The 12,353-nt window shown below is 71.0% G+C and carries 10 protein-coding genes; 3 read left to right on the plus strand and 7 right to left on the minus strand.

What is annotated here, in order from left to right; translation table 11 throughout:
* Nucleotides 1-9 precede the first annotated feature (9 nt).
* The 3 genes from ABGB05_RS30025 to ABGB05_RS30035 are packed head-to-tail and all read right to left on the minus strand — an operon-like array spanning nucleotide 10 to nucleotide 4,390.
* On the minus strand, nucleotides 10-975 hold the full coding sequence (locus tag ABGB05_RS30025) for a carbohydrate ABC transporter permease (protein ID WP_347657294.1): 966 nt from the start codon (nucleotides 973-975) through the stop codon (nucleotides 10-12).
* Nucleotides 972-1,970 carry an ABC transporter permease subunit gene (locus ABGB05_RS30030; RefSeq protein ID WP_347657295.1) on the minus strand — a complete coding sequence of 333 codons (999 nt, stop codon included), beginning with the start codon at nucleotides 1,968-1,970 and terminating at the stop codon, nucleotides 972-974. Before ABGB05_RS30030 ends, ABGB05_RS30025 begins: the two co-directional genes overlap by 4 nt.
* On the minus strand, nucleotides 1,967-4,390 hold the full coding sequence (locus tag ABGB05_RS30035) for a glycoside hydrolase family 3 N-terminal domain-containing protein (protein ID WP_347657296.1): 2,424 nt from the start codon (nucleotides 4,388-4,390) through the stop codon (nucleotides 1,967-1,969). The genes ABGB05_RS30030 and ABGB05_RS30035 overlap by 4 nt, the downstream gene beginning before the upstream one ends.
* Before the next feature lie 290 nt (nucleotides 4,391-4,680).
* Between ABGB05_RS30035 and ABGB05_RS30040 the strand changes: the two genes are divergently transcribed.
* Nucleotides 4,681-5,718 (plus strand): LacI family DNA-binding transcriptional regulator, encoded by a 1,038-nt coding sequence (locus ABGB05_RS30040; protein ID WP_347657297.1) that lies wholly within the window; start codon nucleotides 4,681-4,683, stop codon nucleotides 5,716-5,718.
* A 59-nt stretch (nucleotides 5,719-5,777) separates the two neighbouring features.
* Here ABGB05_RS30040 and ABGB05_RS30045 read toward each other — a convergent pair whose 3' ends face one another.
* From ABGB05_RS30045 to ABGB05_RS30055, 3 genes are all read right to left on the minus strand, one after another.
* A complete protein-coding gene (locus ABGB05_RS30045) occupies nucleotides 5,778-6,875 on the minus strand; it encodes a hypothetical protein (protein WP_347657298.1) in 1,098 nt (365 codons plus the stop codon).
* A 190-nt stretch (nucleotides 6,876-7,065) separates the two neighbouring features.
* Complete coding sequence (locus tag ABGB05_RS30050) at nucleotides 7,066-7,887, minus strand: SAM-dependent methyltransferase (protein ID WP_347657299.1); 822 nt, start codon at nucleotides 7,885-7,887, stop codon at nucleotides 7,066-7,068.
* A 69-nt stretch (nucleotides 7,888-7,956) separates the two neighbouring features.
* Complete coding sequence (locus ABGB05_RS30055; protein ID WP_347657300.1) at nucleotides 7,957-8,841, minus strand: helix-turn-helix transcriptional regulator; 885 nt, start codon at nucleotides 8,839-8,841, stop codon at nucleotides 7,957-7,959.
* Nucleotides 8,842-8,993: 152 nt separating this feature from the next.
* Here ABGB05_RS30055 and ABGB05_RS30060 point away from each other — a divergent pair, with 152 nt between their 5' ends.
* Complete coding sequence (locus ABGB05_RS30060; protein ID WP_347657301.1) at nucleotides 8,994-10,085, plus strand: winged helix DNA-binding domain-containing protein; 1,092 nt, start codon at nucleotides 8,994-8,996, stop codon at nucleotides 10,083-10,085.
* Nucleotides 10,086-10,178: 93 nt separating this feature from the next.
* Nucleotides 10,179-11,549 (plus strand): MFS transporter, encoded by a 1,371-nt coding sequence (locus ABGB05_RS30065; protein WP_347657302.1) that lies wholly within the window; start codon nucleotides 10,179-10,181, stop codon nucleotides 11,547-11,549.
* 11 nt (nucleotides 11,550-11,560) lie between these two features.
* Here ABGB05_RS30065 and ABGB05_RS30070 read toward each other — a convergent pair whose 3' ends face one another.
* Nucleotides 11,561-12,229 carry a GntR family transcriptional regulator gene (locus tag ABGB05_RS30070; protein WP_347657303.1) on the minus strand — a complete coding sequence of 223 codons (669 nt, stop codon included), beginning with the start codon at nucleotides 12,227-12,229 and terminating at the stop codon, nucleotides 11,561-11,563.
* Nucleotides 12,230-12,353 lie beyond the last annotated feature (124 nt).

A 12,353-nucleotide genomic window follows, 5' to 3' on the forward strand; every position in this document is an offset into this window, starting at 1 on the left:
GTTCCGGGGTCAGCCCTTGACCGCGCCGAGCATGACTCCGGAGACGAAGTACCGCTGGATGAAGGGGTAGATCATCAGGATCGGTACGACGGTGAGCACGATCGTCACCGACTGGATGCTGGCGGCGGTCTGAACCACGTCGGAGGTGCCGATGCCGCCGCCGGTGGACGTGGCACTGGTCGCCCCCGCGATCAGGTTGCGCAGGTAGACGGTGACCGGAAAGAGGTCCGACCGGTCCATGTAGAGGAACGCGCTGAACCACGAGTTCCAGAAGGAGACCGCGTAGAACAGCACCATCGTGGCGATCACCGCCTTGGAGAGCGGGATGACGATCCGCAGCAGGATCCCGTACGTGCTCAGCCCGTCGACCGCGGCGGCTTCCTCCAGCTCGACCGGCAGGCTCTCGAAGAACGCCTTCATGACCAGCAGGTTGAAGACGCTGATCGCGTTCGGCAGCACGATGGCCCAGATGGTGTTCCGCAGGCCGAGGTTGTTGATCAGTACGTAGTTCGGGATCAGGCCGCCGGTGAAGAACATGGTGAAGACCGCGATGCCGATCAACACGCCTCGACCCTTGAGCTGGGGCTTGGCGAGCACGTACGCGTAGCAGGTGGTCAGCACCATCGCGATCACCGTGGCGACCACGGTGTAGACTACGGTGTTCCGGTAGTTCGTCCAGAACATCGAGTCCGACATCACCAGCTGGTACGTCTCGAGGTTCCAGCCGCGCGGGATCAGGTTGACCTGACCGGAGCGGATGTAGAACTCGTCGCTGAACGAGCGGGCGACGATGTTGACGAACGGGTACAGCGTCACCACCACGACGAGGGTGAGGACGATGCTGTTGACCACCTGGAAGATCCGGTAGCCCCGGCTGGTCCGGATACCGCGGCGGCGCCGGGGCGCGGGCGGCGTGCCGACCGTCGGGTCGGGGGTTTCCCCGGACGGGGGGACGGTCGAGGGCTTGATGGTCACCACAGGCTCGCCCCCACTGTGCGACGGGAGATCGCGTTCGCCGTCAGGACCAGGGTCAGCCCGATGAGGGCCTCGAAGAGTCCGATCGCCGCCGCGTAACTGAGGTTGCTGGACTGCACACCCATCCGGTAGACGTACGTGGCGATCACGTCTCCCGTCGGGTACGTCAGCGGGTTGTAGAGCAGCAGGATCTTCTCGAACCCGACCGCCATGAAGGTGCCGACGTTGAGGATCAGCAGCGTCACCATCGTCGGCCGGATGCCGGGCAGCGTGACGTGCCAGGTCTGCCGCCACCGGTTGGCGCCGTCGATCCGGGCCGCCTCGTAGAGGTTGTCGTCGATCGTGGTGAGCGCGGCCAGGTAGAGGATGGTGCCCCAGCCGACGGTCTGCCAGACCTCGGAGGAGACGTAGATGGTCCGGAACCACTCGGGTTGCTGCAGGAACGGCACCGCCTCGCCGCCGACCGCCAGGATCAGCTGGTTCACCGTGCCGTCGACGGAGAGGATCTGCATCACCATTGCCGCGACGACCACGATCGACAGGAAGTGCGGCAGGTACGACACCGACTGCACGAACCGCTTGAGCCGCCGGGCGCGTACCTCGTTGAGCAGCAGGGCCAGCACGATCGGCAGCGGGAAGCAGATGACCAGGGTCAGCGCGCCGAGGACCAGGGTGTTGGTGAAGACGTTCCAGAACGTCGGGTCGCTGAGGAACATCTTGACGTAACGCAGGCCGACCCAGTACTCGCCGAAGATGCTGCCGCCGGGCTGGAACCGCCGGAACGCGATCACGCTGCCGAGCATCGGCAGGTAGCGGAAGATCAGGAAGAACAGCAGCGGCAGGACCGCCAGCGAGTAGAGCTGCCAGTCCCGGCGAAGTGCCTGTCCCCAGCCCCGGCGCCGGGGCCGGTCCGGGCGGCCGCGCCGGCGGCCCTCGGGTCGTACCTCGACGCCGAGTGTTTCCGGGGGTGGGGCGAGTGTTCTCGGTGTGCTCATTCTCGGGCCTCCGGGATGTGCGGGAGCGCGTCGTTGCGCTCGACGCGCACCAGCGACTGGAGTCGCCGCTGGTGACCGACCTCGCGTTCGACGCCGACCAGGCGCAGCGGCACGGTGGCGACCACGTCCGCGCTGGAGCGGCCGAACCGCAGCTCGACGTCGCCGGGCTCGACGATCGGCCGGCCGTGCAGGCCGGCGAAGGAGGTGACGTCGGCGGGGACCACGAAGGTCGCGTCGGCGGCCTCGCCCGGCTCGAGCGCGACCCGGGCGTAGCCGACCAGCCGGACCACCGGCCGGGTCGTCTGGGCGACCGGATCGTGCAGGTACAGCTGGACGACCTCGGTGCCGGCCCGGACCCCGCTGTTGCGGACGGTGATCCGTACCGTCACCTCGCCGTCGACGGCCCAGCCCGGCGGGACGCCGTCGGCCGGTCCGGGTGGCACCGGCCGACCGTCCGATCCGAGTACGACGGCGTCGCGCCACTCGAAGGTCGTGTAGCCGATCCCGTGCCCGAACGGGAAGGCGGGGGTCGGGTCGACGGACGACACCTCGGTCCGCCGGCCCAGCGGTGGGGCGAGGTAGGTGCCCGGCAGGCCGCCGGAGACCCGGGGCACACCCACCGGCAGCCGCCCCGACGGGTTGACGAGACCGGTGAGGACCTCGGCGATCGCCTGGCCGCCGAGTTGGCCGGGGAAGAACGCCTGGACGACGGCGGCGGCGGAGTCGACCTCCGGGCCGAGCGCGTACGGCCGACCGGCCAGCTGGACCAGGACGACCGGGGTGCCGGTGTGGAGTACCGCCCGGACCAGTTCGCCCTGGACGCCAGGCAGGTGCAGGTCGGTGGCGTCGCATCCCTCCCCGGAGGTGCCCCGGCCGAACAGGCCGGCCCGGTCGCCGACCGCGACGACGCAGACGTCGCTCTCGGCCGCCGCGGCGACCGCCGCCGCGATGCCCGAGGTGTCGTCGCCGGTGATGTCGCAGCCCGGCACGTGGTCGAGTTTCGGCACCAGCTGGCCGAGGGCCTCGCGCAGTGACCGGATCTCCACGCCGGTCCCGTGTTCGGGGTGGCGCACGCCGACGTGCAGCGGGAAGGAGTAGCAGCCGAGCATCGCCATCGGATCGTCGGCGAGCGGTCCGACCAGCGCGACCCGCTGGTCGGCAGCGAGCGGCAGCACCCCGTCGGTGTTGCGGAGCAGGATGACGGACTGTCGGGCCAGCCGCAGGGCGAGGTCCCGGCCGACCTCGTCGTCGAGCCGCAGCTGTCCGACGTCGTCGGGCAGTGGCTGCCAGTCCTCGTCGAGCAGGCCGAGTTCCGCCTTCTGGGCCAGTACCCGGTGCGCGGCCCGGTCGACCAGCGCCTCGTCGACGGCGCCGGAGCGGACCGCCTCGGCGAGCGGTGGCCCGTAGGTGTCCGCGGTGGGCAACTCCACGTCGATTCCGGCCCGCAGCGCGAGTCGGGCGGCATCCTCGGCTCCGCCCGCCACCCGGTGCGTGGTCTGCAGGAACCGGACCGCGAAGTAGTCGGAGACCACCACGCCGGTGAAACCCCACTCGTCGCGCAGCAGGTCGGTCAGCAGGGTCGGGTCGGCGGCCACCGGTACGCCGTCGATTTCGGCGTACGAGTTCATCACCGACCGTGCCCCGCCGAGCCGCAGCGCCATCTCGAACGGCGGCAGGATGACGTCGACCAGTTCCCGCCGACCCATCGGCACCGGAGCGTGGTTGCGGCCGCCCCGGGAGGCGGAGTATCCGGCGAGGTGCTTGAGGGTGGCGACGATTCCGGCGCCCTCCAGACCCCGGACGTACGCCGCGCCGAGGGTGCCGACCAGGTACGGGTCCTCGCCGATGGTCTCCTCGGTCCGGCCCCAACGGTAGTCCCGGGTCACGTCCAGCACCGGCGCCAGACCCTGGTGCACACCGGCGGCCCGCATCGACCGGCCGATCCGGGTCGCCATCGCCTCGACGAGTTCCGGGTCGAAGGATGCGCCCCAGCTCAGCGGTGCCGGGTACACGGTGGCCCGCCAGGCGGCGAAACCGGTGAGGCACTCCTCGTGCACCTGGGCGGGGATCCCGAACCGGCTGGCCGCGGCGATCTGCGCCTGGGAGGCGGCCAGCGCCCGCGCGCCGAGCGCCGGGTCGACCGGCGCGGTGCCGAACGGCCGGGTGAGCTGGCCGAGCCCGTGCCGGATCGCGTCGCTCCACTGTGGCACGTCGTCGGTCATGTCGGCCTGGTACGGGGCGACACCGCCACCGGAGGCGTCGGCGCCGACCCAGAGCCCGACCAGTTGGGCGAGTTTCTCCTCCAGCGACATCACCCGGACCAGCGCCTCGGCCCGTTCGGCAGGGGAGAGTGCCGAATCCCGCCACGGCGCGGTCGGCTCGGACGCGGGTCCGTCGTCCATGGGCAACTGAGTTGTCATGCCACCCTTCCAGTCCGAACATGGGCGTCGGCCCGTTCGGACGGCGGGCGGCACACGTCGGCGCGTCTTCGAAACTTTCGGTAATAACTGCGTTACCTGTGCCGGGCAACTTAAGCGCCACGCCGGGGTGTGTCAAGGCTCTCTGAACTGCTGTCCTGTTTGGTCGCATGGAGTATCGTCCCGGCAACGCTCCAGCCGGTCGTGGTGGTCCTCGCCGGCGCCGGCAAGCTTGAGCTACGCGGTGTTAGGGTTCGTTGCCGAAACTTTCGGACACGTTGTGTGAGGCCATGATGACAAATAATCGTGCGGTCGTCGGACCCGGTTCGGCAACGATCGCGACCATCGCCGACGAGGTCGGCGTCTCCACGACCACCGTCTCGAAAGTCCTCAACGGACGGTCTGACGTCGCGCCGGAGACCCGGGCCCGAGTCGAGGCCAGTCTCGAACGGCACCGGTACCGCCGTCGCGGCAAGCGGCAGCCCAGCCACGCCGAGCAGATCAACCTGGTCTTCCACGAGTTCGACTCGGTCTGGGCGATGGAGATCATCCGTGGGGTGGAGGAGGTGGCCACCGACGCCCGGGTCGACGTGGTGCTCTCCCAGCTCGGTGGCGCGCACCGACCGTCCACGCAGTGGCTGGACGGCATCCTGGCCCGCCGCCCCCTCGGCGTACTGCTGGTGCTCTGCAACCTGACCGAGCCGCAGCGGCAGCAGTTGGCACGACAGCGGATCCCGTTTGTTGTCATCGACACCGACAGCGCGACCTCGGCCTCGGTCCCCACCGTCGGCTCGAACAACTGGAACGGCGGGCAACTCGCCGCCCGGCACCTGCTGGACCTTGGACACCGGCGGATCGCGATCATCTCCGGACCGCAGGACGTGCTCTGCAGTCGGGCCCGGGCCGCCGGGTTCCAGTTCGCCCACGACGAGGCCGGGGTCGCCGTCGACCCGGGGCTGGTCCGGTGCGGCGCCTTCCGGGTGGCTACCGGCTATCAGCACGGCATGGAACTGCTGTCCCGGCCGGACCGCCCCACGGCGATCTTCGCCGGCTCCGACATGCAGGCCATGGGAGTGTTCCGGGCGGCCCGGCAGCTCGGCCTCGACGTGCCCCGGGACCTCTCCGTGGTGGGCTACGACAACATCCCGGTCGCCGCCTGGCTCGGACCCGCGCTGACCACGGTCAACCAGCCGGTGCGGCACATGGCCAGCACGGCCAGCCAGATGCTGCTCGACCTGGCCCGGGGTGTCGCCCTGCCGGCCAGCCGGGTGGACCTGGTGACCGAACTGGTGGTCCGGGAGAGCACCGCGCCCCCGGCCGAACCCCGCTGACCGACCGGGCCGCCCGGCACCTGCGCCGGGCGGCCCGCCGCCAGGGTGGGATTACCGGATCACTCCCGCGAGGTGACGGTGGAGAGGAAGTCGTGCGGTGCCGGCGAACCGGTGTTGTCGAAGCAGAGCACGTCCACCTCGGCGGTGCCGCCGACGTGCCGCCACGGCTGGGTCAGGTGGCAGTAGTTCGACCCGGGGCCGAACGCCGTCACCTGGGCGTGCGTCTCCGCGTACCCGAGGAACGGATACTTCACCAGGTAGCGGCCGGCCGGGGCGATCGCGCCGAAGGCGTTGAAGCCGAAGCCGCCGGCCGGGTAGTTCCAGTTCGTCTGGCCGCCGTGGGCCGAGGAGAGGTAGCCGACGTACTTCGGTGGGCCGAACGAACCGAAAACGGCCCGCTCCCGGTGGTAGGAGAGGGTGAACTCGCTCGCCGTCGCCGCGCCGGCCTGGTTGACGCAGCCGACGTAGGCGAGGACGTCGGACCCGATGCCACCCCAGCGCAGCACCTTGCACCGGCGAGGCCCGGCGTTCGGCTGCACCGCGGTCACCTGCAGGTTGCCGGCGATCCCGGCGAGCGTACCGACCCCGCCGAGCAGGACCTCGTAGATGCCGACTCCGAGCGGGGTGACGCTCACCCCGGCGCCGGTCGAGTTGTACGACTGCACGATCGCGGCCGGCCCCCACTGCACCGAGGCGTACGTCCCCTGGGCCGGCGGGATCACCCCGGTGCTGACCGTCCACAGTACCGTGAACGGGGTGTCGGACCGTTCGCCGCCGGGCTTGTGGCACTGCACGTCGACGATCTCGTCGGCGCCGGACTGGCCCCAGCGCACGATCTCGCAGTAGTTGCCGGTGCGGTTCACCGGGGTGACGTGCACGTTTCCTCGCGAGCCCGTGCCGACCTGCGGAAACCTCACCAGGAACCGGCCGGGTCCGACCTTCATCCCCTCGGCGGAGAGTCCGGGGAAGCTGGCTTTCCAGCTGCCCCACTGTCGGGTGGGGTCCAAAACGGTCCAGACCGGTACGGTCGGGTCGTCGACGTAGGCGAAGCCCCACCGTTCGGCGGTGGCGGCCCGGGCCGGGGCGGCGGGGACGAGCGCGGTGGCCGTGAGCGCGGCGGCCAGCGCGACGGCGAGCATGCGGGGACGGATACGCATGTGCCCTCCTATCGGCAGAAGTCGATGCGTTACCGCACAGTCTCCGTGACGTCGGCGGGCGGCGCTGTCGGGTAGTGGCAGTGGCACAGGCGTACGGGCGACTGTGGTCGCGATCCTGGACGCGATCCCACCGGGTGCCTGGTGTGACGGGTGGGCCGGGTCCGCGCCGGCGGCGGCCCACCGACCGGCGTCAGGGCTTGCGGCCCACACCGATCAGGTTGTCCAGGGTGGGGGGCAGGCCGGCCGGGCTGGGGTCGGGCCGCCACCGCGTGACGTCCACCAGGCCCGGTTCGACCAGCTCCAGCCCCTCGAAGTAGCTGGCGATCTCCTCCGGGCTGCGCATCGCGTACGGCGGATTGGCCGACTCGTTCCAGATCCGCATGACGTCGTTGAGCTCCGGGTTGGTGTTGGTGCCGTCGACGACCACCAGGTGGCTGCCGGAGGGCAGGCCGTCCATCAATGCGCGTACGGCGGACCGTGCCTCCTCGACGGTGGGCAGGTGGGCCAGGATTCCGGAGAGCATGAGCGCGACCGGCTCGTCGAGGTCGAGGGTCCGCCCCGCCTCGCGCAGGATCGTCTCGGCGTCCCGCAGGTCGGCGTCGATGTAGTCGGTGGCACCCTCGGGCCCGCTGGTCAGCAGCGCCTGGGCGTGTACGAGCACCAGCGGGTCGTAGTCGACGTAGACGATCCGGGCCTCCGGGACCACCGACTGGGCCACCTCGTGGGTGTTGTTGGTGGTCGGCAGTCCGGTGCCGACGTCGAGGAACTGCCGGATGCCGGCCTCGCCGGCCAGGTGGCGGACGGCCCGGTTGAGGACGGCCCGGTCGGCGCGGGCGATGTCGACGATGATCGGGAAGGCCTTCGCGATCTCGTCGCCGAGGGCGCGGTCGACGGCGTAGTTGTCCTTGCCGCCGAGCCAGTAGTTCCAGACCCGGGCAGTCTGCGGAACGGTGGTGTCGATCTTCGGTTCGGTCGCCGGTCCGTTGCCGGACGGGCGGATCTCCTCGGTCACCGGTCAAGCCCTTCGGTCTGCTGCCGTCCACTGTGGTCGGCCAAGGATACATCCGGTCGGCGGCACGTCTCATCCAAGGTCACGGATGATCCGGTCCAGGATCGGCACGGTCTCCCGCGCCGGTGCGGCCTCCACGAACAGGCGGTTCACCGCGTCGAAGTAGCAGTCCACGTCCTCCCGTCGGTCCAGGTACAACGCGCTGGTCAGCTGTTCGATGTAGACCAGGTCGGGCAGGTCCGGCTGGGCGAAGCGCAGGATGCTGAACGCGCCGCCGGCCGCGGCGTGTCCACCGGCGGCGAGCGGGACCACCTGCAGGGTCACGTTCGGCAGCTTCGTGACGGCGGCGACCAGCGCCTCGAGCTGGTCACGCATCACCCGGCGGCCGCCGACCGGGCGCCGTAGCGCGGCCTCGTCCACCACCGCCCACAGCTTCGGCGGGTCCGGGCGGGTCAGGATCTGCTGCCGCTCCAGACGCAGCCGTACCCGGCGGGCCACCTCCCGCTCCCGTGCGCCGCCGTGCCCGAGCCGTACCACCGCCCGGGCGTACTCCTCGGTCTGCAGCAGTCCTGGCACGAACTGGACCTCGTAGCTGCGGATCAGCGTGGCGGTCGCCTCCAGGCCCAGGTACCGCTGGAACCAGTTCGGGGTGACGTCGCGGTACGCGTCCCACCAGCCGGACGCGTTCGCCTCCCGGACCCGGGCCAGCAACGTCTCCCGCTGCTGCTCGTCCCGCACGTCGTAGAGGGACAACAGGTCACGGACGTCGCGCTCCTTGAACCGGACCCGGCCCAGCTCCATCCGGCTGATCTTCGACTCCGAGGCGCGGATCGGCTCGCCCGCCTCCGCCCTGGTCAGCCCCCGCTCCTCGCGCAGGCGCCGAAGCTGGGCGCCGACCAGTATCCGCACCGCTGTCGGGTCCTCGCCGGGCCCGTCCTGCCCTGGTGATCCGCGCACCACGCACCTCCGGATCTTTCCCGCCGTCCAGCATGCCACCGCCGGCCGGCGGAAACCACCGGCGGTCGATGGCAGGCGCCGGCCACGACGCCACCGCCGGCAGGACTCGGTGCCGACCCGGCCGGGCAGGCCCACTCACTAGGCTGGTGGCCATGGTTGACCGGCGTCAGGTGTCGAGGTTCCGGGTCCACGCCCAGCAACTCGACCGGGAGCACGGCACGCTCGACGACAGCGCCGTACTCGACCTCGGGGTGCAGGACACCGGGCCGGACGGCGCCCGGTGGGCGCTGGCCGTCCGAGGGGTCGAGGTGAGCGCGCTCGCCGAGCCGGACGTGATCCTGCTGTGGAGCGTCCGGGGCGCTCCGCACCTCTACCGGCGCGGCGACCTGGCCGAGGTGGCGACCGCGGTCGCGCCGTACTCGGACGCCGACGCGGGCCGGCGGATCTACGACGCGGCCAGGCCACTGAAGGCGGCCGGCATCGGCAACCTGGCCGCGCTCGACGAGGTGGCCGCCCACCTGCGGGACATCGTGACCGGGCCGATGGCCAAGGGCGACGTCTCCGGCCGGCTGTCCAGCCGGCTGCCCGAACCGTACCTGCGGTTCTGCCGCCCCTGCGACGCCACCCACGTCTACGAAATGCCGCTGCGGCTGGCCGCCGTACGGGCCGGACTGGAGTTGCGGCTCGACACCTCGCCTCCGGTGCTCTGCCCGATCGCCGGTTTCCGACCGGCCACCGCGGCGGGCGACCGGTTCGACCTGATCCGGGGATGTCTGCGACTGCTCGGCCCGGCCACCCCGAAGCAGGTGGCCGGTTACCTCGACGCCCCGGTCCGGGAGGTGAAGGAACGCTGGCCCGAGGACGTTGTCGAGGTGACGGTCGACGGCGAACCACGCTGGCTGCTCGGCCACGACCGGGCGGCGCTGGAGTCCGCCGAGGTCAGGGTGACCCGGCTGCTCGGCCCGTACGACCTCTTCCTGCAGGCCCGGGACCGGGAGACGCTGGTCACCGACCCGGCACGCGCCAAGGAACTGTGGCCGGTGCTGGGCCGCCCGGGCGCCGTCCTGGTCGACGGTGAACTGGTGGGCAGTTGGCGTCCCCGGAAGTCCGGCCGGACGTTCACCGTCACCGTCCAGCCGTGGCGCCGGCTCTCGACGGCCACCCGGAGCAGCGTCACCGAGCAGGCAGAACGCCTCGCCGCGTACCGGGGTGTCCCGCTCGCCGGCGTCGAGTTCGGCGGATGACGGCGTCGCCGGGGACCGGGCAGTGGACCGGGACCGGCGTGGTGTCGGCGGAGGTGGACCTCAACCACGGTCGAGCCCGTACGGTCAGGGGTCATGAGTCGGATTCCGGGGGACCGCCGGACCTTCTACCAGTTGCTCGGCAACACGCTGCTGGTGTCGGTCACCAACTACACCGTCTGGTTCGCGATCACCTTCTACGTCTACCTGCAGACCCGGTCGGTCTTCGCCACCGGCGTGATCTCCGGGATCTTCCTGGTGATGACGGCGTTGACCGGGATCTGGTTCGGCAGCCTCGTCGACCACTTCCCGAAGAAGACGGTGATGCAGGTGTCGGCGGTGGTGTCGCTCGCCCTGTACGCCGCCGCCCTCGCCGTCTACCTGGTCGTGCCGGACCGGTCGTTCACCGACCCGACCAGCGTCGGGCTCTGGACGCTCATCGTGCTGCTGATGTGCGGGGTCATCGCCGGCAACGTCCGGACCATCGCGCTGCCGACCCTGGTCACCGTGCTGATCGCCGAGGAGGGGCGGGACCGGGCCAACGGGCTCGTCGGCAGTACCTCCGGGGTCGGCTTCCTGGTCACCTCGGTGATCAGTGGCGTGCTGGTGGCGGTCGGCGGCATGCTCTGGGTGCTGGTCCTGGCGCTGGTGGTGCTCACGGTCGGTCTCCTGCACCTGGCCCTGGTGCCGGTGCCGGAGCGGGCACCGGAGCCGGTCGGCGGACCGGCGGGGGAGCCGGCGAACCCACCGAAGCGCCGCGTCGACCTGCGCGGCACCGTCCGGGTGGTCGCCGAGGTGCCGGGGCTGCGGGCGTTGATCCTCTTCGCCGCGTTCAACAACTTCCTCGGTGGTGTCTTCATGGCGCTGCTGGACGCCTACGGACTGTCGTTGATGTCGGTCCAGGCGTGGGGACTGCTCTGGGGGTTGCTGAGTACCGGTTTCATTGTCGGCGGGCTGCTCGTCGCCCGTACCGGCCTGAGTCGCAACCCGGTACGCCTGCTGCTGCTGGTCAACCTCGCGCTCTGGACGGTCACCCTGCTGTTCCCGCTGCGCTCCTCGATCGTCCTGCTCACCGCCGGCCTGTACGCGTACATGCTCCTGGTGCCGTACGCGGAGGCGGCTGAGCAGACGATCCTGCAGAAGGTGGTGCCGTACGAGCGGCAGGGGCGGGTCTTCGGCTTCGCCCAGAGTGTCGAACAGGCCGCCTCACCGTTGACCGCGTTCCTCATCTCGCCGCTCGCCCAGTTCGTCTTCATCCCGACGATGACCGACGGGGTCGGCGCCCGGACCATCGGCGGGTGGTTCGGCACCGGCGCCGAACGGGGTCTCGCGCTGGTCTTCGTACTGACCGGGGTCGTCGGTCTGGCCGCGACCGGGCTGGCCCTCGCCAGCCGGCCGTACCGGCGGCTGAGTCGCCGGTACCTGAGTCGGCCGGCGGCCGTACCGGCGCCGGTCGAGGTGGGGTGAGCGCCGGCGGGTCACCCGAAGGCGGGCAGGTGCCGTTCCCGGGCCCGGAGCAGGTGGTCGCGCATCGCCGCCTCTGCCCGGTCCGGTTCGCCGGCCGCGATCGCCGCCGCGACGCGCTGGTGCTCGTCGCGGGTGGTGCCGGTCTGCCCGTACGGGAAGTAGCGGCGGTGCAGGTGCAGGTGGACGTGAAGCCGGTCGAGGCCGTCGCGGAGCAGGGGATTGCCGGACGCCTCGGCGATCAGGCCGTGGAAGCGGGCGTCGAGGGCGGTGAAGGCGGCGTGCCAGCCGTCCGGGCCGTCGGTCTCGGGCGGGGTCGGGGTGGCGGCCGCGGCGGTGATCGAGGCGCGCTGCGCGTCGCTGGCCCGTTCGGCGGCGAACCGGCTGCCCGCGCACTCGAGCAGCAGTCGCATCTCGAACATCTGGAAGAACTCGTCCCGGGTCAGCAGCGGGCTGACGGTGTAGCCGGCGAGCGGGCGTTTGCGGACCAGTCCGTCGGACTCCAGCCGGGCCAGCGCCTCGCGGACCGGGGTCGGTGAGACGGCCAGTTCCCGGGCGAGCGCGTCGATGTTGATCCGGTCGCCGGGGGCCAGGGTGTGCTCCAGGACCAGGCTCTTCAGCGTCTCGTAGACGTCGTCGCCGAGCGTGGAGCGCCGGAGCGGGACGGGTTCACGGCTGGTCAACGATCCTCCTTCCGGCGTGGTGCGTGCCCGCCGGCCGAGTCTTGACGCGGTGCCGACGAGGGGGTACACATTCTGGAAGATCCTATAGGATCTACGATCGGCTGGCGAGTACTCCACGTACCTG

The sequence above is a fragment of the Plantactinospora sp. B5E13 genome (assembly GCF_039871775.1).
In the GTDB taxonomy this organism is placed as follows: domain Bacteria; phylum Actinomycetota; class Actinomycetes; order Mycobacteriales; family Micromonosporaceae; genus Plantactinospora.

Bases quoted from the DNA above. Each gene is read 5' to 3' on its own strand.
- ABGB05_RS30060 (WP_347657301.1), top strand. From the start codon at position 8,994: ATGGTTGACCGGCGTCAGGTGTCGAGGTTCCGGGTCCACGCCCAGCAA.
- ABGB05_RS30030 (WP_347657295.1), bottom strand. From the start codon at position 1,970: ATGAGCACACCGAGAACACTCGCCCCACCCCCGGAAACACTCGGCGTC.
- ABGB05_RS30040 (WP_347657297.1), top strand. From the start codon at position 4,681: ATGACAAATAATCGTGCGGTCGTCGGACCCGGTTCGGCAACGATCGCG.
- ABGB05_RS30045 (WP_347657298.1), bottom strand. From the start codon at position 6,875: ATGCGTATCCGTCCCCGCATGCTCGCCGTCGCGCTGGCCGCCGCGCTC.
- ABGB05_RS30035 (WP_347657296.1), bottom strand. From the start codon at position 4,390: ATGACAACTCAGTTGCCCATGGACGACGGACCCGCGTCCGAGCCGACC.
- ABGB05_RS30065 (WP_347657302.1), top strand. From the start codon at position 10,179: ATGAGTCGGATTCCGGGGGACCGCCGGACCTTCTACCAGTTGCTCGGC.